General features: G+C 71.6%; 21 protein-coding genes. 15 read left to right on the top strand and 6 right to left on the bottom strand.

All coding sequences use genetic code 11. The annotated features are described in order from the left end of the window. Complete coding sequence (locus tag C1729_RS05135; RefSeq protein ID WP_102508991.1) at nt 1-1,782, top strand: proline--tRNA ligase; 1,782 nt, start codon at nt 1-3, stop codon at nt 1,780-1,782. Between the two features lie 249 nt (nt 1,783-2,031). On the opposite strand, the gene C1729_RS05130 is transcribed toward C1729_RS05135, so the two are convergent. Together C1729_RS05130 and C1729_RS05125 are read right to left on the bottom strand one after the other, a co-directional pair. Next, a complete protein-coding gene (locus tag C1729_RS05130) occupies nt 2,032-2,868 on the bottom strand; it encodes an ABC transporter permease (protein ID WP_102508990.1) in 837 nt (278 codons plus the stop codon). Continuing rightward, nucleotides 2,865-3,797, bottom strand: a complete 933-nt coding sequence (locus tag C1729_RS05125; protein ID WP_102510533.1) for an ABC transporter ATP-binding protein — start codon at nt 3,795-3,797, stop codon at nt 2,865-2,867. Before C1729_RS05125 ends, C1729_RS05130 begins: the two co-directional genes overlap by 4 nt. Nucleotides 3,798-3,975: 178 nt before the next feature. On the opposite strand from C1729_RS05125, the gene C1729_RS05120 reads away from it, so the two are divergent. Further along, nucleotides 3,976-5,214 (top strand): sensor histidine kinase, encoded by a 1,239-nt coding sequence (locus C1729_RS05120; RefSeq protein ID WP_165375421.1) that lies wholly within the window; start codon nt 3,976-3,978, stop codon nt 5,212-5,214. Further along, nucleotides 5,211-5,870 carry a response regulator gene (locus tag C1729_RS05115; RefSeq protein ID WP_102508988.1) on the top strand — a complete coding sequence of 220 codons (660 nt, stop codon included), beginning with the start codon at nt 5,211-5,213 and terminating at the stop codon, nt 5,868-5,870. The genes C1729_RS05120 and C1729_RS05115 overlap by 4 nt, the downstream gene beginning before the upstream one ends. A 43-nt stretch (nt 5,871-5,913) precedes the next feature. Here C1729_RS05115 and C1729_RS05110 read toward each other — a convergent pair whose 3' ends face one another. Beyond that, nucleotides 5,914-6,909 (bottom strand): DUF4439 domain-containing protein, encoded by a 996-nt coding sequence (locus C1729_RS05110; protein WP_102508987.1) that lies wholly within the window; start codon nt 6,907-6,909, stop codon nt 5,914-5,916. A 192-nt stretch (nt 6,910-7,101) separates the two neighbouring features. Between C1729_RS05110 and C1729_RS05105 the strand changes: the two genes are divergently transcribed. The 10 genes from C1729_RS05105 (at nt 7,102) to C1729_RS05055 (ending at nt 21,764) form a co-directional block, all read left to right on the top strand. Further along, nucleotides 7,102-7,617 carry a ribosome maturation factor RimP gene (locus C1729_RS05105; protein ID WP_102508986.1) on the top strand — a complete coding sequence of 172 codons (516 nt, stop codon included), beginning with the start codon at nt 7,102-7,104 and terminating at the stop codon, nt 7,615-7,617. A gap of 3 nt (nt 7,618-7,620) precedes the next feature. Continuing rightward, entirely contained in the window at nt 7,621-8,685 is a 1,065-nt protein-coding gene (nusA, locus tag C1729_RS05100) for a transcription termination factor NusA (RefSeq protein ID WP_102508985.1), read from the top strand. 55 nt (nt 8,686-8,740) lie between these two features. Beyond that, complete coding sequence (locus C1729_RS05095; protein WP_102508984.1) at nt 8,741-9,040, top strand: YlxR family protein; 300 nt, start codon at nt 8,741-8,743, stop codon at nt 9,038-9,040. A gap of 139 nt (nt 9,041-9,179) precedes the next feature. Further along, entirely contained in the window at nt 9,180-11,972 is a 2,793-nt protein-coding gene (gene infB, locus C1729_RS05090) for a translation initiation factor IF-2 (protein WP_102508983.1), read from the top strand. A 98-nt stretch (nt 11,973-12,070) separates the two neighbouring features. Next, nucleotides 12,071-12,520 (top strand): 30S ribosome-binding factor RbfA, encoded by a 450-nt coding sequence (gene rbfA, locus C1729_RS05085; protein ID WP_102508982.1) that lies wholly within the window; start codon nt 12,071-12,073, stop codon nt 12,518-12,520. A 140-nt stretch (nt 12,521-12,660) separates the two neighbouring features. Continuing rightward, nucleotides 12,661-14,715: a bifunctional riboflavin kinase/FAD synthetase gene (locus C1729_RS15275; RefSeq protein WP_340637937.1), complete on the top strand. Its 2,055-nt coding sequence runs from the start codon at nt 12,661-12,663 to the stop codon at nt 14,713-14,715. Between the two features lie 168 nt (nt 14,716-14,883). Further along, nucleotides 14,884-17,595, top strand: coding sequence for an N-acetylmuramoyl-L-alanine amidase (locus tag C1729_RS05070; RefSeq protein ID WP_165375420.1), 2,712 nt, complete (start codon nt 14,884-14,886; stop codon nt 17,593-17,595). Between the two features lie 157 nt (nt 17,596-17,752). Then, a complete protein-coding gene (rpsO, locus tag C1729_RS05065) occupies nt 17,753-18,022 on the top strand; it encodes a 30S ribosomal protein S15 (RefSeq protein WP_102508980.1) in 270 nt (89 codons plus the stop codon). 207 nt (nt 18,023-18,229) lie between these two features. Next, complete coding sequence (locus C1729_RS05060; RefSeq protein WP_102508979.1) at nt 18,230-20,434, top strand: polyribonucleotide nucleotidyltransferase; 2,205 nt, start codon at nt 18,230-18,232, stop codon at nt 20,432-20,434. A gap of 1 nt (nt 20,435) precedes the next feature. Beyond that, complete coding sequence (locus C1729_RS05055) at nt 20,436-21,764, top strand: M16 family metallopeptidase (protein ID WP_102508978.1); 1,329 nt, start codon at nt 20,436-20,438, stop codon at nt 21,762-21,764. An 86-nt stretch (nt 21,765-21,850) separates the two neighbouring features. On the opposite strand, the gene C1729_RS05050 is transcribed toward C1729_RS05055, so the two are convergent. Continuing rightward, nucleotides 21,851-22,783, bottom strand: a complete 933-nt coding sequence (locus C1729_RS05050) for a hypothetical protein (RefSeq protein ID WP_102508977.1) — start codon at nt 22,781-22,783, stop codon at nt 21,851-21,853. An 83-nt stretch (nt 22,784-22,866) separates the two neighbouring features. Between C1729_RS05050 and dapB the strand changes: the two genes are divergently transcribed. Continuing rightward, nucleotides 22,867-23,634: a 4-hydroxy-tetrahydrodipicolinate reductase gene (gene dapB, locus C1729_RS05045; RefSeq protein WP_102508976.1), complete on the top strand. Its 768-nt coding sequence runs from the start codon at nt 22,867-22,869 to the stop codon at nt 23,632-23,634. A gap of 2 nt (nt 23,635-23,636) precedes the next feature. After that, nucleotides 23,637-24,095, top strand: a complete 459-nt coding sequence (locus C1729_RS05040) for a hypothetical protein (RefSeq protein WP_102508975.1) — start codon at nt 23,637-23,639, stop codon at nt 24,093-24,095. Nucleotides 24,096-24,104: 9 nt separating this feature from the next. Here the strand turns inward: C1729_RS05040 and C1729_RS05035 are convergent, their stop codons facing one another. Next, complete coding sequence (locus C1729_RS05035; protein WP_102508974.1) at nt 24,105-24,494, bottom strand: hypothetical protein; 390 nt, start codon at nt 24,492-24,494, stop codon at nt 24,105-24,107. A 66-nt stretch (nt 24,495-24,560) separates the two neighbouring features. Further along, nucleotides 24,561-25,526: a hypothetical protein gene (locus C1729_RS14285; protein ID WP_129590667.1), complete on the bottom strand. Its 966-nt coding sequence runs from the start codon at nt 25,524-25,526 to the stop codon at nt 24,561-24,563. Nucleotides 25,527-25,549: the final 23 nt, after the last annotated feature.

Below are 25,549 nucleotides of genomic sequence, written 5' to 3'. Positions count from 1 at the left end.
ATGCTCCTGCGGATGTCCACGCTGTTCCTGCGCACGCTGCGCGAAGACCCTGCCGACGCGGAGGTGGCGAGCCACAGGCTCCTCGTCCGTGCGGGCTACATCCGTCGGGCGGCGCCCGGCATCTACTCGTGGCTCCCGCTCGGCCTGCGCGTCCTCGCGAAGGTCGAGGCCGTGGTGCGCGAGGAGATGGTCGCGTCCGGTGCGCAGGAGGTGCACTTCCCTGCGCTCCTGCCGCGCGAGCCGTACGAGGCGACGGGCCGCTGGACCGAGTACGGTCCCAACCTCTTCCGCCTCCAGGACCGCAAGGAGGCCGACTACCTGCTCGCGCCGACGCACGAGGAAATGTTCACGCTCCTCGTCAAGGACCTGTACTCGTCGTACAAGGACCTGCCGCTCACGCTCTTCCAGGTGCAGACGAAGTACCGCGACGAGGCGCGCCCGCGCGCGGGCCTCATCCGCGGCCGCGAGTTCATCATGAAGGACGCGTACTCGTTCGACGTCGACGACGCGGGCCTCGACGTGTCCTACCAGGCGCAGCGTGACGCGTACGAGCGGATCTTCACGCGCCTCGGTCTCGACTACGTCATCGTCGCCGCGACGGCGGGCGCGATGGGCGGCTCCCGCTCGGAGGAGTTCCTCTCGCCGAGCCCCATCGGTGAGGACACGTTTGTGCGGACGGCCGGCGGGTATGCGGCGAACGTCGAGGCCGTCGTCACGCCGGTGCCCGACGCTCTTGACTTCGCCGACGTCCCGGCCGCGTCGGTCGTGCCGACGCCGGGCGCTGCGACGATCGAGTCCCTCGTCGCGCTCCTCGACGCGTCGCACCCGCGGACGGACGGTCGCGCGTGGTCGGCCGCGGACACGCTCAAGAACGTCGTCCTCGCCCTCACGCACCCGGGTGGCGAGAGGGAGATCGTCGTCGTCGGTGTTCCCGGCGACCGTGAGATCGACCTCAAGCGTGCCGAGGCGTCGTTCGCGCCGGCCGAGGTTGAGCCTGCGACGGACGCCGACTTCGCGAAGAACCCGACGCTCGTCAAGGGCTTCATCGGTCCGCAGGTCCTCGGTCGTGCCCACACGGGCGACGAGGACGCGATCCGCTACCTCCTCGACCCGCGCGTCGTCACCGGCACTCGCTGGGTTACGGGCGCGAACGCGGTCGACGCGCACGTCGTCGACCTCGTCGCGGGCCGCGACTTCGTCGGTGACGGCACGGTTGAGGCGGCAGAGGTCCGCCCGGGCGACGTCGCGCCCGACGGTTCGGGCGAGCTTGAGTTCGCGCGCGGCATCGAGATCGGCCACATCTTCCAGCTGGGGCGGAAGTACTCGGAGTCGCTCGGTCTCAAGGTGCTCGACGTCAACGGTAAGCAGGTGACCGTGACGATGGGCTCGTACGGCATCGGTGTGACGCGCGTGCTTGCGGCGCTCGCCGAGGCGAACCACGACGACAAGGGCCTCGCGTGGCCCGCGCACGTCGCGCCCGCGCACGTTCACGTCGTCGCGACGGGCAAGGACGCCGCGGTGTTCGCGGAGGCCGAGCGCATCGCGACGGAGCTCTCGGCCCGCGGCGTCGAGGTGCTCTACGACGACCGTCCGAAGGTGTCCCCGGGCGTGAAGTTCGCCGATGCGGAGTTGCTCGGCGTGCCGCTGCTCGTCGTCGTGGGCCGTGGGCTCGCCGACGGCGTCGTCGAGGTTCGCCCGCGCGCGGGCGAGGCCCAGCAGCTCGCGGTCGGCTCGGCCGTCGAGACGGTCGCGGAGCGAGTCGCCGGACTGCTGGCCGACTGACGCTGGGCAGGTTCTCACGACGACGGCTCTGCGCCCACGGTGCGCAGAGCCGTCGTCGTCCCGCTCGGCAACCCGCCGCGCCTGTGGACGGTGCGGGAGTGCAGCCGCGCTCCGAGTCGCAGAACCGTCGCGACTCGTAGGTCTGGAGCACCATCGAACGGTGCTCCAGACCTACGAGCCGAAAGAGGGCGGCCCGTCGACGTGCAGCACATGCGGGAAGGTGCCGCACCGCGACGAGCAGCGAGGGCGTCAGGAGCGTTCGCGGTCGAGGTCGCGGCGGTAGCCGAGCGCCGTGAGCACCGTGCACGCGACGCCCCAGCCGACGACGACGACCACGTGGAGCCACGTCGATCCGCCGGTCGTCGCGCCGAACAGCGAGATGTCGTCGGCCGGAGCCATGGCACCCCAGGCGAGCTGACCGAAGTGGTACGTCGGCAGCCACGGCGCGATGCCCTGGAGGACGTCGGGAAGCTGCGAGAGCGGGAAGAAGAAGCCCGAGAGGAACGACAGCGGCAGGAAGACGAGGTTGACGATCGTCGTCGCCGCCCGTGGCCGCGCCCAGTAGGCGATTGCGGACCCCATGGGAGAGAAGCACACCGTGCCCAGCAGGAGGACGCCGACGGTCGTCGCGAGCCGTGCGGGCGAGAACCCGGCGTTCCCCGCGAGCTGCGCGAGGAGCGCGATACCGGTGATCGTCACGAGCGACCAGACGAGCGACAGTGCGAGTTTGCCGCCGAAGTACACGCTCATCGGCATGGGCGTCGCGCGCAGGCGACGCAGCCAGCCCTGCTGGCGTTCCTCGGCGAGGTCGGCGCCGAACGTGAAGAGCGCCTGCGAGACGATGCCGTAGCACGCGAAGGACACGAATAGCAGGGCGACGACGCTCGTGCCGCCCGGGAGCGTCCGCTCTGCGTTGGGCAGGCCGAACATCGCGAAGAGGATGACGGGCAGGACCACGACCCCGACGACGTACTCGGGCAGACGCCGGTAGCGGAGCACCTCGGCGCGCACTTGGGCGGCGAGGACGCCGAAGGGGCCGGGGCCCGCGTAGGCCTCGGGGGAGCGGACGTGATCGAGCGTGGTCATCGCAGGGCCTCCTCGGCCGTCTGGGGGGTGCGAGCGTCAGCGTGCGCGGACCCGGTGAGGGCGAAGAACGCGTCCTCGAGGCTCGCCTCGGTGACCTCGAGCGCGCTCACGTGCGCGTCCGAGGTGAGCAGTGTGCGCAGCGCGGCGACGGGGTCGGCGACATGAAGGACGACGGCGCGGACGACGCCGCCCGGGTCCTCGACGCTGCGCAGGCCCGGCAGCGCCCCGAGCGCGGTGGCGGAGGCATCGGTGGTCAGGGTGATCGTCGCGCCCTCGACGAGCCGCCGGACGTCGTCGGGCGCGCCGTCGGCGAGGATCCGGCCGCGGTCGATGACGACGACGCGGCTCGCGGTTCCCTTGACCTCAGCGAGGTTGTGCGTCGAGTAGACGACGGTCCGGCCGAGCGCCGCGAACGCCCGGACGTGCTCCCACAACTCGACGCGCGCGGCGACGTCGAGCGCAGCAGTCGGCTCGTCGAGGTAGAGAACGTCGGGGTCGCCGACCATGGCGATCGCAAACGAGAGGCGCTGGCGCTGTCCGCCGGAGAGCTGGGAGACCCGTTTGTGCGCATGCTCGGTGAGGTCGGCGCGCTCGAGCGCGAGCGCGGTCGGGATCCGGACCGGGTGGTAGGAGCCGACGAGGTCGACGACCTCGGCGGCCGTGAGGGAGCCGGGGGCGTCGGTGTCCTGGAGCATCGCGCCGACGCGTGCGCGTACGGCACGGTCGGTCGGGGCCCCACCGAGGACGGTGACGGTCCCGGCCGTCGGTGTGCGCATGCCGAGCAGCATCTCGATCGTCGTCGTCTTGCCGGCACCGTTGGGTCCGAGCACGGCGACGACTTCGCCCGGCTCGACGACGAGGTCGATCCCGTCGACCGCGACGACGTCGCCGAACGTGCGTCGTAGGCCGCGTGCCTCGATCGCGTGCATGGTGCCTCCTGGGTCAGACCGGGCGGGGCCGGCGTCCGTGGCGGGGTCGTTCCCACCGTCACCGACGCTACGGAGACCGCCCCGGGTCGCCACAGTGCCGTCGGTCACGACCGTCCGGGTCGTGACCCATGACTCCTGGCACGGGTCAGGGACGAACACTGCTCCGTAGGGTGGTGACGTGACAGGACGGACACGCACGCGCGACGACGCGCCCGCACCCGAGCGGTGCCGGACCGACGGCAGGAACACTCGCGAGCTGCTGCTCGCCGTCGCGGGCACCGCGGTCTATCTCATGCCGGCCATGTACGTGCTCACGCCGGGGTCTCCCGGGATCTCGGGCGCGTGGTGGGTCGCCTACGTCGGGGGCCTCGTGCTCTTCGGCGTCCTGGCCTTCGCAGAGGGGGCGCTGCCCGTCCCTGCGGTGTGGCTCGTCGGCGGCTTCGTCGTCGCCGCGGCCACCGCGTTCCTCCTCGACCCACGTGACGGGGTCTCGGGGGTGCCGCTCTCGGTCGCGGCGGCGACGGTGGGGCTCTCGATGTCGCGGCGCTGGGTCGTCTGTGTGTGCGTCGGGTACGTCGCGCTCATCGCGGTGGTCGCGCTGCGGTCCGAGGACTCGACGTCCTTCGCGTTCATCCTCACGACGATGTACGCAGGCCTCGTCGTCTTCGCGGCGGTGACGGGATACTCCTCGGCATCGGAGAAGCGCCTGCGGGAGCAGAACACCGAGGCGCTCGCGGATCTTACGGCCGCGCACGAGGAGCTGCGGTCGGCGCGAGACGACCTCGCGGAGGCGTCGCGTGCGGCCGAGCGGCTGCGGATCTCGCGAGAGCTGCACGACCTCGTCGGCCACCAGCTCGCGGGGCTCGCGGTGCACCTCGAGGTCGCCTCCCACCTCACCGACGGGCAGGCGGCGGTTCACGTCGCGGCGGCGCGCGGCGCGGCGAAGTCCCTACTCTCCGACGTGCGGACCGTCGTCGCGCGGCTGCGCGACGATGCGCCGACCGACCTTGCCGCGGCGCTCGCCGCGGTCGCCGACGCGGTCCCGCACCCGCGCGTCGTCCTCACCGCTGAGGGTGTCGAGGACCTCGCGCCGGGCTGCGCGCACGTCGTCCTGCGCTGCGTCCAGGAGGGCGTGACGAATGCCGTGAGGCACGCGGGTGCGGAACGCGTCGACGTCGAGGTGCGGACCTCGGCCGAGGAGGTGCTCGTCGTCGTGCGGGACGACGGCCGTGGTGCCGTCGGGCTCGTCGAGGGCACGGGGCTGCGAGGAATGCGGGAGCGGGTCGACGCGCTCGATGGCAGCGTCGACGTCATGCCGGGCGCGGCCGGGACAGGGCTCACGTTGCGCGTGCGGCTCCCGCGCACGACGTGCAGCGTCACCGAGGACGTACCCGTCGTGGGGGAGGTGCGGGTGTGAACGCGCCCGTGAGGGTCGTCCTCGTGGACGACCAGACGCTCGTCCGTGCGGGGCTCGCGGCGCTTCTCGGGCTCGCCGCTGGCATCGAGGTCGTCGGCGAGGCTTCCGACGGTCGAGAGGCGCTCGACGTCGTCGCGGCGACGCGCCCCGACGTCCTCCTGCTCGACCTGCGCATGCCGGTGCTTGACGGTCTCGGGACGCTCGAGGCGCTCGCGGGGGCCGAGCACCGGCCCGCCGTCCTCGTCCTCACGACGTTCGACGACGACGACCTCGTCGTCGCGGCGCTGCGCGCGGGTGCGCGCGGCTACCTGCTCAAGGACGTCACCCTCGACGAGGTCGTCGAGGGAGTTCTCACGCTCGCGCGCGGCGACAGGCTCGTGCAGCCCGCGGTGACGGCGCGCGTGCTCGACCGGCTCGCGGCGGCACCGCTCGCCGAGCGCGTCCCGGCGGGGCCCGCGGTGTCGATGACGCCCCGCGAGACGGAGGTTCTGCGGCTCCTCGCCGCGGGATGGTCGAACCGGGAGATCGGGCGCGGCCTGCACCTCGCGGAGGGCACGGTGAAGAACCACGTCTCGGCGATCATGCTCAAGCTCGGTGTGCGTGACCGGACGCGCGCGGTCGTGCGGGCGCTGGACCTTGGGCTCGTCGGCCGCTGAACGACGAGGACGGTCGCCCGAGCGGCGTGTGCCTGCCGTGCGGTCAGCCCTGAGCCGGAGCGTGCTCGGGCATGCCCGGCAGCGGGACCTGCTGGGCGCCCCACGTGAGGGCGGCCGCCCAGGAGTCGGCCGCGAGGTCGAGCGTCGCGGCGCGTGAGGCGGCCGGGACGACGGCGAGGAGCGTGACGAGATCCGTCGTGAGCGCGACTTCCGCTGCACCGATGAGTGCGGTGTCCGGGGTGTCTGCAGTGATGCCTGCGGGCAGCGAGTACGCGACCCGGCGCGGGTCGTCAGTCGTGCCTGCGAGGCCCGCGGCGTGCGCCCACGCGTCCGCGCGCGTGCGGTGGGTCGTGGCACGAGCGAGGGCGGCGGAGCGTTGCGGCCCCGAGAGGCGCGACGCGAGCACCTCGAGCATGTAGCCGGTCGAGTCCTCGGCGAGGACGAGCGCGACGAGGTCGGTCACCGGCACGTCCTCGAGCGCCGTGGGCACGGTGGCGACGGCGGGGAACTCGGTCGCGGGCGCCTCGACGTCGGCCGAGGCGGCGAGGGTCCGCGCAGCCACGAGGTTCGCGACGGCGATCGATCCCGTGAGGCGCGCGAAGCCGGGGTCCTCCACGGTCTCGAGACCTGAGCGCGCGCGCGACGCGGCCTGCGCGAGGATCTCGACGGCCGCTGCGGCGTCCGTGCCGGACGCGGTGCCGGTCGGCAGCGGGGCGGGGGAACCGTCGACCCCGACGAGCCCCGAGTCGTAGACGCCACCGAGCTGGGCCTCGTGGACGTCCGTGGCCGCGAGGACGGCCTCGAGGATGTCCGCTGGGCGGCCCTCGGCGCCGTCCTGGGCGGCGAGCACCGTCGCCCGGACGTCGAGCACGTCGGTGACGGCCGCACGACGCGCGGCCTCGACCGCGGTGAGCGACGGCTCGCTGGGCGGCGGGGTCTCGAGGCGGACACCGCAGCCCGTGAGCGCCAGGGTGAGCACGAGGGCGGCCGTGACGCGGGCGTTGCGGCGCACGGGAGCGGGGCGGTGAGACGTGTCCATCGGAGCCGATCATGCCACGCGGAGCAGCCCGTCTCCGGACGCGCGCGCCGTGCGGCGTGAGGCACGTCGCACGGTGGGCACCCGTCGTGGCAGCGACCTTGCTCGCGTCACCCGATAGGCTGTGGGCTGCGCGCACAACATCACACCGGTCTTCGTCAGGTGCGGGTGCGCCTGGATCGACAGGAGACTCTCATGGCACCTCAACACGGGGACCTCGCAGCGGCCGTGGCCGCGGCGATCACCGACGCCGTCGCGGCGTCCGGGCTCTTTCTCGAGGACGTGACGATCGTGGGGCCCGCGACGCGCAGCGTCGTCCGCGTCACCGTCGACCTGCCCGAGGACGAGGTCGGGTCGCTGCCCCTCGAGCGCGTGGCCGAGGTCTCGCGCGTCGTCTCGGACGCGCTCGACGCGTCGGACGTCCTGCCGCACGCCTACCAGCTCGAGGTGTCGTCGCCCGGTGCGACGCGCACGCTCACCGAGGCGCGGCACTTCCGCCGCGCCCGCACCCGGCTCGTCCGCGTCGAGACGCGCGACGGGGCCGAGGTCACCGGCCGTCTCGTCGAGGTCGAGGACGACGTGCTCGTCCTCGACGACGAGGCCGGCACCAGCACTCGCCTGCCGCTCGCCGACGTGCGTCGCGGCCGAGTCGAGCTCGAGATGCGTCGCATCGACGAGGTCGACCTGGGCGATGACGACGTGGAGGACTGATCGATGGACATCGACATGACCGCGCTGCGGCTGCTCGAGAGCGAGCGGGAGATTCCGCTCGACGTGCTCGTCTCCGCGATCGAGGAGGCGTTGCGCTCCGCCTACCTGCGCACGCCCGACGCCTACGCGCACGCGCGCGTCGAGGTCGACCGCCGTTCGGGGCGCGTCACCGTCCTCGCACGCGAGGAGATCGTCACGCAGGTCCCGGTCGACCCGGACCCTGAGGACCCTGACGCCGAGCCGACGACGCGTACGCTGCGCGAGCTGGGCCCCGAGTTCGACCACACGCCCTCAGGCTTCGGGCGGGTCGCGACCGCAACCGCGCGTCAGGTCATCGTCCAGCGTCTGCGCGACGCGGAGGACGACCAGGTGCTCGGCCAGTTCCGTGACAAGGAGGGCGAGCTCCTCGGCGGTGTCATCCAGCAGGGCCGGGACCCGCGGGTCGTGCTCGTCGACGTGGGTGGCACGGAGGCCGTGCTCCCGCAGCACGAGCAGGTGCCGACGGAGCGCTACGTCCACGGCGAGCGGCTGCGTTCGTTCGTCGTCGAGGTGTCCCGCGGGCTCAAGGGCGCGCAGATCGTCCTGTCGCGGACGCACCCAGGGCTCGTGCGTCGCCTCTTCGAGATGGAGGTGCCCGAAGTCGCCGACGGCACGGTCGAGATCGTGGCGATCGCGCGCGAGGCCGGGCACCGTTCGAAGATCGCGGTGCGCTCGACGGTTCAGGGCGTCAACGCAAAGGGCGCGTGCATCGGCCCCATGGGCCAGCGGGTGCGTGCCGTGATGGCCGAGCTCCACGGTGAGAAGATCGACATCGTCGACTGGGCCGAGGACCCCGCGCGGTTCGTCGCGAACGCGCTGTCGCCCTCGAAGGTCTCGTCGGTCGAGGTCGTCGATCTTGCGGCACGGGCCGCCCGAGTCGTCGTCCCCGACTACCAGCTCTCGCTCGCGATCGGCAAGGAGGGGCAGAACGCCCGTCTCGCCGCGAAGCTCACAGGATGGCGCATCGATATCCGCTCCGACGGGGCCGTCGGGGGCGAGCCTGCGGACGCCGACGGCGAGGAGCGCTAGACTGGACGACGTGCGATCACGCGCCGTGCCTGACGCGCCCCACCCGACAGACCCCATGACCCCGTCCCCGCGCGCCTGTGAGGCACCGACGGACGGCCCGGTCAGGACCTGCGTGGGGTGCCGACGGAAGGACACGCGTGAGGCGCTCGTCCGCCTCGTCGTGGACCGCGCTCCGCTCGACGGGACCCTGAGGGTCGTCGTCGACGAGCGTCGGTCCCTCCCGGGGCGGGGTGCGTGGGTCCACCCGGACCCGCGCTGCTACGAGCTCGCTGACAAGCGGCGGGCCGTAGGGCGTGCGCTGCGGATCACCACCGCGGTTGAGCACGTATGGCAGGACAACGCTGGACGCGCGTGACCACCCGGTCGCGCACGGTCAGGACTTCACCAAGGAAAGCGGGTCAGAGGCCGATGGGCACCCGATGAGTACTCAGCGATGAGCCCCCAGCACTAAGTAGGTCCCTCCCTGTCCGGGGCGGGACCCAGACAGGAGAGAAGTGGCAAAGATCCGCGTATACGAGCTCGCCAAGGAGCTCGGTGTGGAGAGCAAGGAGCTGATGACGAAGCTCAACGAGATGGGTGAGTTCGTCAGATCAGCTTCGTCGACGATCGAGGCGCCGGTCGTGCGTCGCCTGCGCGACGCGATGCCGGCGAAGGCCCCCGCGGCCGCAGCCGAGGCACCCGCAAAGCGCCCCGCGGCGCCCAAGGCGCCCGCGAAGGCCGCGCCCGCGGCTCCGGCGCCCGTCGCTGAGGCCCCCGCACCCGCCGCTCCCGCGGCGCCTGCCGCACCGGCTCCGGCCGCACCTGCGGCACCGACCCCGGCTCCGGCCGCTCCGCGCCCCGCCGCGCCGCGTCCCAGCCCGGCGGCCGAGCGACCCGCGGCCGAGCGCCCTGCGCGCGGTCCGCGTCCGGGCAACAACCCGTTCGCCCCGAGCCAGGGCATGCCCCGTGGCGAGCGTGGCGGCGGTCCGCGTCCGGGCAACAACCCGTTCGCCTCGAGCCAGGGCATGCCCCGCCCGGGCGCACGTCCTGCTCCTGCAGCCGATGCTGCTGCGACCGGTGAGCGTCCCGGCGGTCCCCGTCCGGGGGCCCCGCGTCCCGGCGCGCCCCGTCCTGGCGCCCCGCGTCCGGGCGGTCCCCGTCCGAACCCGGGCATGATGCCGGGCAAGACCCAGCTCGGCCGTCCCGGTCAGGCTGCGGGCGCCGGCGCTGGTCGTCCCGGTGGCGGCGGCCGTGGCGGCTACGGCGGCGGTGGCCGTCCTGGTGGCCCGGGCGGCGCTCCCGGTGGTGGCGGCGGCGGTTTCGCCGGCCGTCCCGGCGGCGGCGGTCGTCCCGGTGGTGCCGGTCGTGGCAGCACGCAGGGCGCCTTCGGGCGCGCCGGTGGCCGCCCTGTGCGTGGACGGAAGTCGAAGCGCGCGAAGCGGCAGGAGTTTGAGCAGATGCAGGCGCCGTCGCTCGGCGGCGTGCAGGTCCCCCGTGGGGACGGCTCGACGGTCGTCCGCCTGCGTCACGGCTCGTCGCTCAACGACTTCGCCGACAAGATCGATGCGAACCCCGCATCGCTCGTCACGGTGCTCTTCCACCTCGGTGAGATGGCGACCGCGACGCAGTCGCTCGACGAGGACACGTTCGGCTCGCTCGGCCAGGAGCTCGGCTACGTCATCGAGATGGTCTCGGCCGAGGAGGAGGACCGCGAGCTGCTCGAGGCCTTCGACATCGACCTCGACGCAGAGCTCGAGGGGGAGTCCGACGAGGACCTTCTCCCGCGTCCCCCCGTCGTCACCGTCATGGGTCACGTCGACCACGGTAAGACGCGTCTTCTCGACGCGATCCGCCGCACTGACGTCGTCTCGGGTGAGGCCGGTGGCATCACGCAGCACATCGGTGCCTACCAGGTGCACCGTGAGCACGAGGGCGTCGACCGTGCGCTGACCTTCATCGACACCCCGGGTCACGAGGCCTTCACGGCCATGCGTGCACGTGGTGCCGACGTCACGGACATCGCGATCCTCGTGGTCGCGGCGGACGACGGCGTCATGCCGCAGACGGTCGAGGCGCTCAACCACGCCCAGGCCGCAGGCGTGCCGATCGTCGTCGCGGTCAACAAGATCGACAAGGAGACCGCGAACCCCGCGAAGATCCGCCAGCAGCTCACCGAGTACAACCTCGTGGCAGAGGAGTACGGCGGCGACACGATGTTCGTCGACGTCTCGGCCCGCCAGGGTCTGCACATCGACGAGCTCATCGAGGCGGTCCTCCTCACGGCAGACGCGGCGCTCGACATGCGAGCGAACCCGAACAAGGACGCGCGCGGTGTCGCGATCGAGGCGAACCTCGACAAGGGCCGCGGTGCGGTCGCGACCGTCCTCGTCCAGCAGGGCACGCTCCGCGTCGGTGACGCGATCGTCGCGGGCACGGCCCACGGCCGCGTGCGTGCGATGTTCGACGAGCACGGCAACACGGTCGAGGAGGCGACCCCGTCGCGTCCCGTCCAGGTGCTCGGTCTCACGTCCGTGCCTCGCGCCGGTGACAACTTCCTCGTGGCGTCCGACGACCGTACGGCCCGTCAGATCGCTGAGAAGCGTTCGGCGGCCGAGCGTGCGGCGACGCTCGCGAAGCGTCGCAAGCGCATCAGCCTCGAGGACTTCACGAAGGCTCTCGAGCTCGGCAAGGTCGAGACGCTCAACCTCGTCATTAAGGGTGACGTCTCCGGTGCGGTCGAGGCCCTCGAGGACTCGCTGCTCAAGATCGACGTCGGCGCCGAGGTCCAGCTGCGTGTCATCCACCGCGGTGTCGGTGCTATCACGCAGAACGACGTCAACCTCGCGACGGTCGACAACGCCGTCATCATCGGCTTCAACGTCCGCACCGCGGAGCGGGTCGCCGAGATGGCGGACCGCGAGGGTGTCGACATCAAGTTCTACTCGGTGATCTACCAGGCGATCGACGACGTCGAGGCGGCCATGAAGGGCCTCCTCAAGCCGGAGTACGAGGAGGTGCAGCTCGGCACCGCGGAGATCCGCGAGGTCTTCCGCTCCTCGAAGTTCGGCAACATCGCCGGTTCGCTCGTCCGGTCGGGCATCATCCGTCGCAACACCAAGGCCCGCGTCCTGCGCGGCGGCGTCGTCGTGGGGGACAACCTCACGATCGAGTCGCTCAAGCGTTTCAAGGACGACGCGACCGAGGTCCGCGAGGGTTACGAGTGCGGAATCGGTCTCGGGTCGTTCAACGACCTCCAGGCCGAGGACATCATCGAGACGTGGGAGATGCGCGAGAAGCCTCGCGCGTGAGTCCGGGCGGGAGCGCCGGTGCCTCGGCACTGGTGCTCCCGCGTCCCGGGTTCCTAGACCTCGGCCGTCGGAGACGACGGTCGTGAAGGGAGACGCACATGTCTGACAGCCCCCGCGCACGCAAGGTTGCCGACCGCATCAAGGAGGTCGTCGCGCGCATGCTCGACACGCGGATCAAGGATCCGCGTCTCGGCTTCGTGACGATCACCGACGTGCGGGTCACGGGCGACCTGCAGTCCGCCTCGATCTTCTACACGGTCCTCGGCGACGAGGACGCGCGGACGAGCTCGGCCGCCGCCCTGCGGAGCGCGACCGGCATCATCCGCTCGGAGGTCGGCAAGCAGCTCGGGACGCGGCTCACGCCGACGATCGAGTTCCACCTCGATGCGGTGCCCGAGACCGCGGCGCACCTCGAGGCCGCGCTCGACGAGGCTCGGCGTCGTGACGCCGAGCTCGAGCAGTCCCGTCGCGGTGCCGCCTTCGCGGGCGACGCCGACCCGTACCGCCGTCCGGAGGACGCCGAGGACGACGAGGACGACGAGGCCTGAGCGCCGCACGACGAGCACGACCCGCAGGGCCCGGAGGACACGCTCCGGGCCCTGCGTCGTACCGCCCCCACCCAGGAATCCGCGCAGATGGTCGCTGGCAGCAGCCATTCGCGCAGATTCTTCAGCTGTGGGGCGGGGGCGTGGGTGGCGTGCGGTCCGTCACGTGGGGCGCCCGGCCGCGGGGCGGGGGCGGCGGGCCCGCGCTGGTACCGTTGGCCGACGTGACCCCCCGTGCTCCTCGTCGTCCTGACACCCGTGCCTGGCCCCCCGCGCCGGACGGCGTCGTCGTGGTCGACAAGCCTGCAGGCATGACGAGCCACGACGTCGTCGCGAAGGTCCGCTGGCTCGCGCGGACGCGCAAGGTCGGTCATGCCGGGACTCTCGACCCCATGGCGACTGGCGTGCTCGTTCTCGGGGTGGGGCGCGCGACGCGTGCGCTCACGTACCTCGTCGGCGCCGACAAGGAGTACGTGACGACGATCCGGCTCGGAGCGGCGACGTCGACTGACGACGCTCAGGGTGAGACGGTCGCGACGACGGACGCCCGGCACGTCACCGCGGAGTCGTTGCGTGCGGCAGCCGAGGGTCTCACGGGCGAGATCCTCCAGGTGCCGAGCACGGTCTCCGCGATCAAGGTCGACGGTCGGAGGGCCTACGACCTCGCGCGCGCGGGCGAGGACGTCGAGCTCGAGGCACGGCCCGTGACGGTGGCCCGGTTCGAGCTCAGTGAGCCGCGCACGGTCGAGGTCGACGGCGTGACGTTCGTCGACGTCGACGCGACGGTCGAGTGCTCGTCGGGCACGTACGTGCGGGCGCTGGCGCGCGACCTGGGTGCTGCGCTCGGCGTCGGCGGTCACCTCACGGCGCTGCGTCGCACGCGTGTCGGTGGGATCCGGGTCGAGGACGCGCACCGGCTCGACGTCCTCGTGTCGCGTGCCGAGGTCGACGCGCTGCCGGTCCCCGTCGTCGGGGCTGCGGACGCGCTGCGCGGGACGATGCCGTGGCACGTCCTCGCGCACGAGGAGGCGCTGGCGGCCGTGCACGGGCGACGGGTCACCCGTGGCGGGACGACCGAGGCGACCGTCGCGGGCGTCGACGGCGCGGGGCGGCTCGTCGCCGTGCTCACGCGGTCCGGTGCGTGGCTCAAACCTGTGACGGTGTTCATGACGCCCGACGACCTCGTGCCGGACGGTGCTCCTCAGGACGCGGTGGTGGTCGACGGGAGGCAGACGCAGGTGTGGCGCTCGCTCGACGAGCTCCCCACGGACCTCGGCCCGACGGTCGTGACGATCGGTAACTTCGACGGGGTGCACCTCGGTCACCAGGAGGTGCTCGGTGTCGTCGTCGCGCAGGCGAGGGAGCGCGGCGCAGCCGCGGTCGCGGTGACGTTCACGCCGCACCCGCGTGCGGTCCATGTGCCCGAGGAGCCTCTGCGGCTCGTGACGAGCCCTGCGCAGCGGCGCGAGCTGCTCGCCGCGACGGGACTCGACGGGGTGCTCGAGCTCGACTACACGCTCGCGTTCGCGGCGCAGTCCCCGCGGGAGTTCGTCGAGTCGTGCTTCGTCCGGGGGCTCGGCGCGACGGCGGTCGTCGTCGGGCGGGACGTGCAGCTCGGTGCCGGCAACTCCGGGAATCTCGCGACGCTCGTCGGGCTCGGTGCGGAGCACGGCTTCGAGGTCGTCACGGTCGAGGACCTCGGCGTTGCGGGCGGACGCTGGTCGTCGACGGCGGCGCGCCGGCTTCTCGACGACGGGGACGTGAGGCGTGCCGCTCGGATCCTCGGACGTCACCATAGGCTCCGTGCCGAGGTCGTCCATGGTGACGCGCGGGGTCGGACGATCGGTTTTCCGACCGCGAACCTCTCCCAGGAGGTCGAGGGTCTCGTGCCCGCGGACGGCGTCTACGCGGGCTGGATGCTGCGACGGGGCGGGGGGGCGGACGCTGTTCTGCCGGCGGCGGTGTCGATCGGCACCAACCCGACGTTCGACGGCACCCAGCGGCGCGTCGAGGCGTACGTGCTCGACCGCACGGACCTCGATCTCTACGGCGAGGTCGTCGAGCTCGATCTGGTCGAGCACCTGCGGCCGACGCTGCGTTTCACGTCCGTCGAGGATCTTGTCGCGCAGATGGACGCGGATGTCCTGCGGGTGCGCGACGTGCTCGCAGCGGATGCTGTTCCTGGCTCTCGGGCCTGACCAGCGGCGACGCTGCGCCGTGCCAGCCTGGCGACCGCGACGGGGCCGGCGCGACCTGCCGCCCAGCCAGACGTGTTGTGCGTGGGGCCTGTGAGAATGCGCGCCGACTTGTTATCGTACGTCGCGGGTCGTCGACGCGACCGTCCGACAGCAGATCAGGGGATGCTCATGCGCAGGCTCGTCTCGGCCGCGACGGTCGCCGCACTCACGGTCGCAGGTCTCGCCCTGCCCGTCGTCTCGATGCCCGTCGCGGCGGCGACACCGGTGACGCCCGAAGTCGTCAACATGACGATCGACGGTGTCGACGCGCGCGCCGCGGCACAGCCGGGAGCGCTCGACGCGCCACCCGAGGTGCGGACGGACGCCGCGACGGAACGGGCGGTCGCTCTTGAGGACGCGCTCGCACCGACACCCGTCGAGGCCGTCCCCGAGCTCGAGCCGCTCGCCTCGGCGACGGATCCCGACCTTGCTGCGCTCACCCCGCTCACCCGGACCGAGCGGTTCACCGCCGTCGGCGTCACATGGGACGCGGCCTCGGCCGAGGAGGTCCTCGAGGTCACGGTACGCATCCGTGAGGGCGGCGCGTGGAGCGAGTGGGTCGCCCTGCCGGAGAGCGAAGCGGTCGCGACGTCGGACCGCGCGGGGACGGAGCCGCTCGTCTCCGCCGGTGCCGACGGTGTCCAGGCGCGCGTCCGGACCGCGTCGGGGAACGAGCCTGCGGGGGTGCGCCTTGACCTCGTCGACGCGGGCAGCTCGCCCGCTGATGCGGCGATCGGCGCGACCGGGGCGCTCGCGACGGCATCGGCGGCGACCGCTTCCGTCCTGCGGCCACGGGTCGTCACCCGCGCGGAATGGGGCGCCGACGAGAAGCTGCGCCGCGCATGGACGCCGCAGGACCAGTCGTCGCGGCTGGCCGCGATGTACGTCCACCACACCGTCAACCGCAACGACTACGCGCAGAAGGACGCCGCCAAGCTCGTCCGCAGCGTGTACGCGTACCACACGCAGTCGATGAAGTGGCCGGACATCGGCTACCAGTTCCTCGTGGACCGCTTCGGCACGCTCTACGAGGGACGCTACGGCGCGATCGACACGCTGCCGATCGGCGCCCAGGCGGGCGGCTACAACACGACGACGATCGGAATCTCTGCGATCGGTAACTTCGAGAACCGTGACGACAACAAGAACGGCAAGGTCGACGGACCCTCGGAGGCGATGCTCGAGTCGATCGCGCAACTCCTCGCGTGGAAGGCCTACGAGCACGGGCTTGACCCGCGCGGGAAGACCAAGCTCTACACGGGCACGAGCACGAAGAGCGGGGTGCACGCGAAGCCGGGGGAGACGATCACGGTCAACGTCATCCAGGGCCATCGCGACACGAACATCACGGCGTGCCCCGGCACGACGCTCTACGCGAAGCTCGGATCGATCCGGACACGCGTCGCTGCGCTCGTCGACGCAGCCGTCGCCGCGCACGGCGCGGCGCAGCCCGTCCTGCCTGCGCCGGTGCCCGACGCGCACACCGCCCAGCAGAGCCCCGCACAGCTGACGACGCAGCAGGTCTACACGTGGCAGCCGGTCGCGGGCGCAGCCGGCTACGAGCTGCTCGAGCGTCCCGCGTCGCACGGCAACGCGTTCGCTGACGCGCGCGGCTGGCGCACGGTCGCGACGGTGAAGACCCCGCGGGCGACGCTCACCGTGAGCCCCGGCGTTAACCGGCTCGTCGTCGTGCGCGCAGTGTCCGCCACGGGGGAGCGAGGCGCGATGACCGACCTCGTGAGGGCGACGCGACCCGTCTCGCAGTCTGCGCTGACGTTCTCAGCAAGCTGGAAGAAGCAGCCGTCCGACGGCGCGGTCGACGGTGCGCTGCGGGCGACGACCGGCAAGGGGGCGACGCTCAAGGTGTCGTCCGTCAGGGATGCGCGCCGGATCGTGCTCGTCGGTGAGGAAGGCCCGGGCAACGGGAGGGTGAGCGTCTCTGTCGGCTCGACCGTCGTCGGCGAGGTGAGCTGGGCGGCGGACGCTCTTGCGTCGGCCGCTGTGCGGGTCGTCGACCTGCCCGCGGCGGTCTCGGGGACGGTGACGGCGCGGACGCTCGACAGCGGCACGCGCGTCGCGCTGACGTCGCTCGCGTTCCCACGCTGGGACTCGACGGGCACGGCGCCGGGTGACGGCGGACCCGGCGGCACTACGGGTCCCGCGCCGACCCCGACGCCTCCGCCCGCACCGGTAGCGCCAGCGACCCCCAAACTCCGTGCCCCGGGCGCGACGGTCGCCCCGGTGCGACTCTCATCGACGGCGACGCTCCGCTGGAACGCAGCGCCGCGTGCGACGAGCTATGAGGTGCACGTCCGCGCCGCGTCGCACGGCGGGAAGCTCGGTGCCTGGCGCGTCGTGAAGCGGACGACGTCGCGTACGTACACGCTCAAGCTCGGTTACGGACGCACCGCCGAGGTCGGGATCGTCGCGGTCGGCGACGGGGGCCGCTCGGCACGTGCGGTCTTCCCGAAGATCACGCGGCACGTCTCCCCGGGCACGGTGCAGCGGTCGACGGGCGCGGCACGCTGGAAGACTGTCCGTGACGCGCGGTACCTGCGCGGCGTCGCGTGGACGACCTCGGCGAAGAACGCGCGGCTGCGCGTGAAGAAGTCCAAGGACGTCCGCACGATCCAGGTCACGGCGGCGAGTGGGCGTGGCCAGGGCCGGTTCGCCGTCTACGCGGGCTCGAAGCGCGTCGCGACGTTCTCGACCGCGTCGAGCCGGACGAAGCATCTCGTCCGGTACACGGTGAAGCTCTCGAAGCCCTTCTCGGGGACGGTGACGGTCAAGACCCTCGACCGTCGTCCGGTGCGGGTGAGCGCGGTGACGACCGCACGTTGAGCGTGCGGCGAACTGCGTCCGCGGGTGTGGTGCGTCACCACGGTCCGGGCCACCCGTGCTGGTAGGCTTGACCTCGCCGTTCGAACGGCCGCGGACAGAGAGTGCCCGGAGGATCAGCCCCGGCGCGCCGCGCAACGAGCATAAAACTAGGAGAATCGTGCCCCTCGACAAGGCCACCAAGCAGTCCATCATGTCCGAGTACGCGACCCACGAGGGCGACACCGGTTCCCCCGAGGTCCAGATCGCGATGCTCACGCAGCGCATCAAGGACCTCACGGAGCACCTCAAGGAGCACAAGCACGACCACCACAGCCGTCGTGGCCTGCTCCTCCTCGTCGGCCAGCGTCGTCGCCTCCTCGGCTACCTCCAGAAGGTCGACATCGCGCGCTACCGCAGCCTCATCGAGCGCCTCGGCCTGCGCCGCTGACACTTCCGAGCCAGCCCGGACCCCTTGGGTCCGGGCTGGCTCGGTGTCACCACCCGCGCCGGCCGCCCGGCCGCCGCACCCACCAGCACCACCCCGCCCCGGCAACCTCGTCCGGTCCTCGGTAGTGGCCCCCGTCACCGCAGCAGCGTTGCGTGGGCCTCGATCGAAGACCGTGGGGTCCGGGGCCGAACGAGAGGAGGGCACCCCATGGAGGGTCCCGAGATCCAGTTCGCCGAGGCCGTGATCGACAACGGTCGCTTCGGCACCCGCACCGTCCGTTTCGAGACGGGCCGCCTGGCCAAGCAGGCCGCCGGCGCCGTCGTCGCCTACCTTGACGGCGACACCATGCTCCTGTCGGCCACGACGGCCGGCAAGCACCCGAAGGACCACTTCGACTTCTTCCCCCTGACGATCGACGTCGAGGAGCGCCAGTACGCCGCGGGCAAGATCCCCGGCTCGTTCTTCCGTCGCGAGGGCCGCCCCTCGACCGAGGCCATCCTCGCGTGCCGCCTCGTCGACCGCCCGCTGCGCCCCCTGTTCGTCAAGGGCCTGCGCAACGAGGTCCAGGTCGTCCTCACCGTCATGGCGATCCACCCGGACGACTCCTACGACACGCTTGCGATCAACGCCGCCTCGGCGTCGACGCAGCTCTCTGGCCTGCCGTTCTCGGGCCCCGTCGCCGGTGTGCGTATCGCGCTCGTCGACGGCCAGTGGGTCGCGTTCCCGCGCTACTCCGAGCGTGAGCGCGCGACGTTCGACATGGTCGTCGCGGGCCGCGTCGTCGGCGACGACGTCGCGATCGCGATGATCGAGGCCGAGGCCCCCGAGGCGTCGTGGAACCTCATCCACGACGAGGGTGCCGTCGCCCCGACCGAGGACGTCGTGGCCCAGGGCCTTGAGGCCTCGAAGCCGTTCATCAAGGCGCTCGTCGAAGCCCAGGTCGCGCTCGCGCAGGCCGCGGCCAAGGAGACCCAGGTCTTCCCGACGTTCCCGGACTACCAGGCTGACACCTACGCGGCCGTCGAGGCCGCGGCGACCGCAGCCCTCGGCGACGCGCTCTCGATCGCGGACAAGCAGGACCGCGAGAACCGCCTCGACGAGATCAAGGCGGAGATCGTCGCGCAGCTCTCGGGCGACTTCGAGGGCCGTGAGAAGGAGCTCTCCGCGGCGTTCCGCTCCGTGCAGAAGCAGCTTATCCGTCAGCGCATCCTCACGGATGGCTTCCGCATCGACGGTCGTGGCCTGCGGGACATTCGCACGCTCTCGGCCGAGGTCGAGGTCCTCCCGCGCGTTCACGGCTCGGCGCTCTTCGAGCGTGGCGAGACGCAGATCCTCGGTGTGACGACGCTCAACATGCTCCGCATGGAGCAGCAGCTCGACTCGCTCGCCCCCGAGACGCGCAAGCGCTACATGCACCACTACAACTTCCCGCCCTACTCGACCGGCGAGACCGGCCGCGTGGGCTCGCCCAAGCGCCGCGAGATCGGCCACGGCGCGCTCGCCGAGCGCGCGATCGTGCCGGTGCTCCCGAGCCGCGAGGAGTTCCCCTACGCGATCCGTCAGGTGTCCGAGGCTCTCGGCTCCAACGGCTCGACGTCGATGGGCTCCGTGTGCGCCGCGACCCTCTCGCTGCTCAACGCCGGTGTGCCGCTGCGCGCGCCCGTCGCGGGCATCGCCATGGGCCTCGTCTCCGACACGGTCGACGGTGAGACCCGCTACGCGGCACTCACCGACATCCTCGGTGCCGAGGACGCGTTCGGCGACATGGACTTCAAGGTCGCGGGCACGCGGAAGTTCGTCACGGCCATCCAGCTCGACACGAAGCTCGACGGCATCCCCGCCGACGTGCTCATCGGTGCCCTCGCCCAGGCGAAGGAGGCTCGCCTCGCGATCCTCGACGTCATCGACGAGGCCATCGACGTGCCGGACGAGATGTCGCCGTTCGCCCCGCGCGTCATCACGGTGAAGGTTCCCGTCGACAAGATCGGCGAGGTCATCGGCCCGAAGGGCAAGATGATCAACCAGATCCAGGACGAGACGGGCGCGGACATCTCGATCGAGGACGACGGCACCGTGTACATCGGTGCCACGGACGGCCCGTCTGCCGAGGCCGCCCGCGCGGCGATCAACGCGATCGCCAACCCGCACGTTCCCGAGATCGGCGAGCGCTTCGTCGGCACCGTCGTCAAGACGACGACGTTCGGCGCGTTCGTCTCGCTGTCGCCCGGCAAGGACGGTCTGCTGCACATCAGCCAGATCCGTCGCCTCGTCGGCGGCAAGCGTGTCGAGAACGTTGAGGACGTCCTCTCGATCGGCCAGAAGGTCCAGGTCGAGATCGGCGAGATCGACCCGCGCGGCAAGCTGTCGCTCCACGCTGTCGTCGAGGACGAGTCCGCCGAGGACGACGCCTGACGTGAGCTGGAACCTTCCTCTCACCCGCGCGGGTGAGCCGGGGAGCGAGCTGACCGCCGGGCAGGACGGCACCGTCATCCGACGGTCCGTCTTGCCCGGCGGTCTTCGCGTCCTCACCGAGTCCACGCCGGGCCAGCGCTCGGCGAGCATCGGCATGTGGGTCGGCGTCGGCTCCCGTGACGAGACGTCGGGCCATTTCGGCTCGACGCACTTCCTCGAGCACCTGCTCTTCAAGGGCACGGAGCGGCGCGACGCCATGTCGATCGCGGAGGCCTTCGACGAGGTCGGTGGCGAGGCCAACGCGGCGACCGCCAAGGAGAGCACGTGCTACTACGCGCGCGTGCTCGACCAGGACCTGCCCATGGCGGTCGACGTCATCATGGACATGATGACGTCGGCGCGGCTCGACGCCGACGAACTCGAAACCGAGCGCGGCGTCATCCTCGAAGAGCTCGCCATGAACGACGACGACCCGACGGACGTCGTCCACGAGGAGTTCTCGAAGGCGGTCCTCGGCGACACGCCGCTCGGCCGCCCGATCGGCGGGACGCCGCAGGCGATCCGCGACGTCCCCCGGGACGCCGTGTGGGAGCACTATCGCTGGCACTACCGGCCGGAGACGCTCGTCGTCACGGCCGCGGGCAACGTCGACCACGACGAGCTGTGCCGTCAGGTCTCGGAGGCAGCCGTCGCCGGGGGCTGGACCCTCGAGACTGGTGCTGCGCCCCGTCCCCGACGTAGCGATGACCTCGAGGACGTCGTGCTCCCGGCGGAGCCCGCGCACGTCGAGATCTCGCGGCCCGTCGAGCAGGCGAACGTCGTGCTCGGCACCGTGGGCCTCCGGGCGTCTGACGAGCGCCGGTACGTCATGACGGTGCTCAACGCGACGCTCGGCGGCGGCATGTCGTCACGCCTGTTCCAGGAGATCCGTGAGAAGCGCGGTCTGGCGTACTCGACGTACTCCTTCGCGTCCGGGTATGCCGGCGCGGGCGTGTTCGGTCTCTACGCGGGCTGTGCGCCGTCGCGCGTCGACGAGGTGACGGAGCTGCTCGTCGCGGAGCTCGAGAAACTGGCCGACGGCGGCATCACTGAGGTCGAGCTGCGCCGCTCGCAGGGCCAGCTCCGCGGCGGGCTCGTCCTCGGCCTCGAGGACTCGGGTTCGCGCATGACGCGGCTCGGCAAGTCCGAGCTCACGTACGGCGAGCTGCTCTCGGTCGACGAGGCGCTCGAGCGGGTTGAGGCTGTGACGCTCGCGGACGTCCAGGCGCTCGCTCAGGACCTCGCGTCGCGTCCGCGCACGACGGTCCGCGTCGGCCCCTTCGGCGGCTGACCGGCACGACCCGCCGAGGTTCCGAGGAACCGGGGCGCGGCAGCCCACGGGCAGCCACCGCCCCTGTTCTCTGCGTTCCGCTGTGTTCAGGCTGTGGTGACGGCGAGAGGTGCGGATGCTCGGTCGAGGCGTGCGGCGACGATCATCGCCGCGCCGGCGGCGACGACGAGGAGGGCGGCGAGGATCGCGCTCGGGTCCCACTCGAGGGCCGGGCCGTGGCCGGCGAGCCCGAGGAGGCCGTTGGCGACGAACCCGAGGAGGTCGAGCGGCGTGGCGAACAGGTCCCCGAGCCCGCCCCACCACCGTGTCGGGGACGCGACGTGGAATGCCGTCGTGGCGAGCAGCGTGACGGACCACCCGAGGTGGAGGCCGTGGCGGGCGGCGGTGCTGACGACGCCGATCACGACGAGCGCGAGAAGCCACGGCTGCTCGCCGAGCGAGGAGAGATGAAGGTCCTCGAGCGTCGTCCGGAGCACTGCCTCGCCGTCGGGCAGGAGGACGACGGTGAGGCGCAGGGCGAGCGTCCCGACGGCGACGACGACGATCGTCAGCCAGACGGCGCGGGTCGCTGTGGATGTCCGGGGCGCCGGACCCGCGACGGATGCACGTGCTGCTGCTCCCGCGGCGGCGATCACCGTGGCGGGTGCGAGGACCGCGACGGCGTAGCCGCCGATGATGCTTGCGATCATGAAGTCGGGCACGGCCTCGCCGATCTCCGCGTAGGTGTCGCGGACGGAGATGTGCAGCATGATCGCCGGCGGTAGGGTCGCTGCGACGATGGCCGCGACGAGCGCGCAGAGTGCGAGCGTCCGGGACGTGCCGCGCAGCGTGCGTGCGAGGACAGCGGCGGTGAGTGCCACGATGAGAGTGAGGGGGCCCCGCCCGAGGCTCGCGAAGCCCAGGTCGGCCATGCCCTCGAGAAGAGGAACCGCGACGACTGCGAGGGTTCCGACGATGATGATCGTCGAGGGGGAGATACGCGGCCTGCGCAGTTCATGCGTGAGGTCGTTGTTGCCCATGCACGTGTGTCGGCACCCGTGACGCCCGCCTTGAGCCGTGGGACGGTGCGCGCGCACGCAGCGCACACGCATAGGGTGGTCCCGTGACTTCTACGATCAAGGTCGCGGTGCTCGGCGCCGCGGGACGCATGGGGACCAACGTCTGCGCGGCCGTCGAGGCGGCTCCTGACCTCGAGCTCGTCGCGCGGCTCGACGCGGGCGACGACATCGCAGCCGGTCTCGCTGCGAGCGGCGCGGACGTCGCGGTCGACTTCACGATCCCCTCGGTGACGGAGGCCAACGTGCACGCCGCGATCGACGCGGGCGTCCACGTCGTCGTCGGCACGACCGGCTGGGACGACGCGTCCCGCGGGCGCGTGACGGAGCACCTCGCGCGCAAGGCGGCGGAGGGCACGGACGTGGGCGTGCTCATCGCCCCGAACTTCGGCCTGTCGGCGGTCCTCGCGATGGCGTTCGCCGCGAAGGCCGCGCGCTACTTCGAGTCGGTCGAGGTCGTCGAGCTCCACCACCCCGACAAGGTCGACGCCCCGAGCGGCACCGCGCGCCACACGGCGCACGCGATCGCCGCCGCTCGCGCAGAGGCGGGCGTCGAGCCGAGCCCTGACGCGACCGAGGACGGCTGGGAGGCGCGCGGCATGGACATCGACGGCGTCCGCGTGCACGCGGTGCGCCTGCGCGGCCTCGTCGCGCACGAGGAGATCCTCCTCGGCAACGTCGGCGAGCAGCTGACGATCCGCCAGGACTCGTTCGACCGCGTCTCGTTCATGCCGGGCGTGCTCCTGGGCGTCCGCGAGATCGGCTCGCGGCCGGGCCTCACGGTCGGCCTCGAGAACGTCCTCGACCTCTCCTGACCGTGGGCAAGGTACGTCGCGGGCTCGTGCCCGCCCTCGCGGTGACGGCGCTGCTCGGGATCTACGCGTGGGCGATCGCGGGGCGCGGCGTCACGCTGCTGCGCACGGGCGAGCCGATCGGCATCGCGCTCGGCGTCGGCGTGCTCGCGATCCCGCTGCTGGTCATCTGGACGATCTGGCGTGAGTGGTCGCTCGCCGCGCACGTGCAGCGCATGGCCGACGAGCTCGCGGCCGCGGACGAGCTGCCGGTCGACGACCTGCCGCGCTCGCCCGGCGGCCGCATCGACCGCGCCGCGGCCGACGAGGCGTTCGCGGTGGCGCAGGCCCAGGCCGCGGCCGCTCCCGACGACTGGCGCGTCTGGTACCACCTCGCGTTCGCCTACGACGCCGCAGGGGACCGCAGGAGAGCGCGGGCGACGCTGCGGCGCGCCGCACACCTCCACGACCGCGCGCAGGGCTGAGCGGCCGCGCTACTTTGCCAGCGTGGCCTCGAGCTGGTCGCAGAGCTTCCAGCCGGCCAGGTTCTCGTGGCCGTCCTGGCTGCTCACCTGGTAGCGCCACATGCCGACGGCGTCGTCGATGGCCTCGGGCTTGAGTTCGGCAGCGGGCACCGCAACGAAGTGGTGGTCGCGCAGTATGTCACGGATCTCCTCGATCTCCTCGAGGTCCTCGTCGTCGTAGTCGCTCGGGTCCTCGAGCACCGCGGGGCCGTCGAAGTAGCGGCGCAGATAGGCGTCGGTGTTCTCCGTGAGAAGGACCCGCGAGAGCTCGGGGCCCGCATCGGCAGGGAACCCCGCGAGGTGGATGAGTGCTGAAGCTATGAGGTTGACGTGGCCACTACCGAGAAGGGCGACGCTCATAGGTGCTCCATTTCTGAGGTGAGGAGAAGGTGGACGGACGTGTCTGCGCGAATGACGTCACGGCCCTCAGTCGGGCTGCTCGCGCAGGGTGAAGGCGTAGCTGGCTGAGGTGAGATGTGTCTTTGCGGGGTCGAAGGTGATGTCGATGCGGTAGGTGGTGTCTGCTTCGACGTTGAAGGTGTTGCCCTTGGTGAAGGGGGCTAGGTCGGTCAGTGGGTTGTCGTCGTGGTCGAAGAGCTGCCACTGGAGTGCGGAGTGGCCGGTGGTGTCCAGGAGGACTTCGGCGGTGCGGGTGGGGGTGAAGGTGTAGGTGTCCTTGGACAGGTGTGTTTCGAGGTGTCTGGCGCCGGCGGCGGGGGAGTTCGTGGCGACGCGGGTGCCGACGGTGGCTTCGTGGCCGATGTCGGTGAGGGTGAAGGCCTGTGCGGGGGGTGGGGTGAAGATCCGCAGGGAGTAGGCGCCGGTGGAGGTTCCGTAGGGGGTGACGCGGCCGTTGACGTAGTTGTCAAGCTGAGCGGCGGCCTTGGCGGTGGTGCCGTTGTTGACGAGCTTGAGCTCGTAGATGTCGACGGGCGCATTTGCGGGATCGGCAACGCTCTGTTCGTGCGTGACCACATCGGTGCGTCCTGTATCTGAAAAGAGATTCGGGCCGGTTCGTCGAATCCGAGTCTCCCGGTAGACCGCACCTGCACCAAGTGCTCTTTCGAGATGGTGGATGAGGCGAACCTGGGCAATCCGCTCGGCTTGGCGAACTTCAGTGTCTGAACACTCGCCGCGGGCTACGACTGCGGAGCTCGCGGCAACGAAGCATGGTTCCGCGATTCGGCCGTTGGTGCGGACCAGTCGACCATTCACACAATATCGGCCACGAGCTATGTTCGTCACGAACAGCGGGTCGCACTCAACGCCGATGGATTCGCTCGACGCCGGATATGTGACCTGCGGCGTGTGTGCTGACGCTTGGCTGGGAGCCATTGTAATTGTGCTGGCGAACAGTGTGATGGCGACGAAGGCTCGAATGAACTGGCGCATGGTCCGGGCTTCTTTGCTGTGTT

Origin of the sequence: Sanguibacter massiliensis (genome assembly GCF_900240335.1) — a bacterium.
GTDB lineage: Bacteria > Actinomycetota > Actinomycetes > Actinomycetales > Cellulomonadaceae > Flavimobilis > Flavimobilis massiliensis.
Note: the sequence above shows the minus strand (reverse complement) of the source record. Positions and strands in the feature narration are given on the sequence as shown.

Bases quoted from the DNA above. Each gene is read 5' to 3' on its own strand.
- C1729_RS05070 (WP_165375420.1), top strand. From the start codon at position 14,884: ATGCGCAGGCTCGTCTCGGCCGCGACGGTCGCCGCACTCACGGTCGCA.
- C1729_RS05060 (WP_102508979.1), top strand. From the start codon at position 18,230: ATGGAGGGTCCCGAGATCCAGTTCGCCGAGGCCGTGATCGACAACGGT.
- C1729_RS05125 (WP_102510533.1), bottom strand. From the start codon at position 3,797: ATGCACGCGATCGAGGCACGCGGCCTACGACGCACGTTCGGCGACGTC.
- C1729_RS05035 (WP_102508974.1), bottom strand. From the start codon at position 24,494: ATGAGCGTCGCCCTTCTCGGTAGTGGCCACGTCAACCTCATAGCTTCA.
- C1729_RS05095 (WP_102508984.1), top strand. From the start codon at position 8,741: ATGACCCCGTCCCCGCGCGCCTGTGAGGCACCGACGGACGGCCCGGTC.
- C1729_RS05105 (WP_102508986.1), top strand. From the start codon at position 7,102: ATGGCACCTCAACACGGGGACCTCGCAGCGGCCGTGGCCGCGGCGATC.
- C1729_RS05130 (WP_102508990.1), bottom strand. From the start codon at position 2,868: ATGACCACGCTCGATCACGTCCGCTCCCCCGAGGCCTACGCGGGCCCC.
- C1729_RS14285 (WP_129590667.1), bottom strand. From the start codon at position 25,526: ATGCGCCAGTTCATTCGAGCCTTCGTCGCCATCACACTGTTCGCCAGC.
- nusA (WP_102508985.1), top strand. From the start codon at position 7,621: ATGGACATCGACATGACCGCGCTGCGGCTGCTCGAGAGCGAGCGGGAG.
- C1729_RS05050 (WP_102508977.1), bottom strand. From the start codon at position 22,783: ATGGGCAACAACGACCTCACGCATGAACTGCGCAGGCCGCGTATCTCC.
- C1729_RS05135 (WP_102508991.1), top strand. From the start codon at position 1: ATGCTCCTGCGGATGTCCACGCTGTTCCTGCGCACGCTGCGCGAAGAC.
- C1729_RS05110 (WP_102508987.1), bottom strand. From the start codon at position 6,909: ATGGACACGTCTCACCGCCCCGCTCCCGTGCGCCGCAACGCCCGCGTC.
- rbfA (WP_102508982.1), top strand. From the start codon at position 12,071: ATGTCTGACAGCCCCCGCGCACGCAAGGTTGCCGACCGCATCAAGGAG.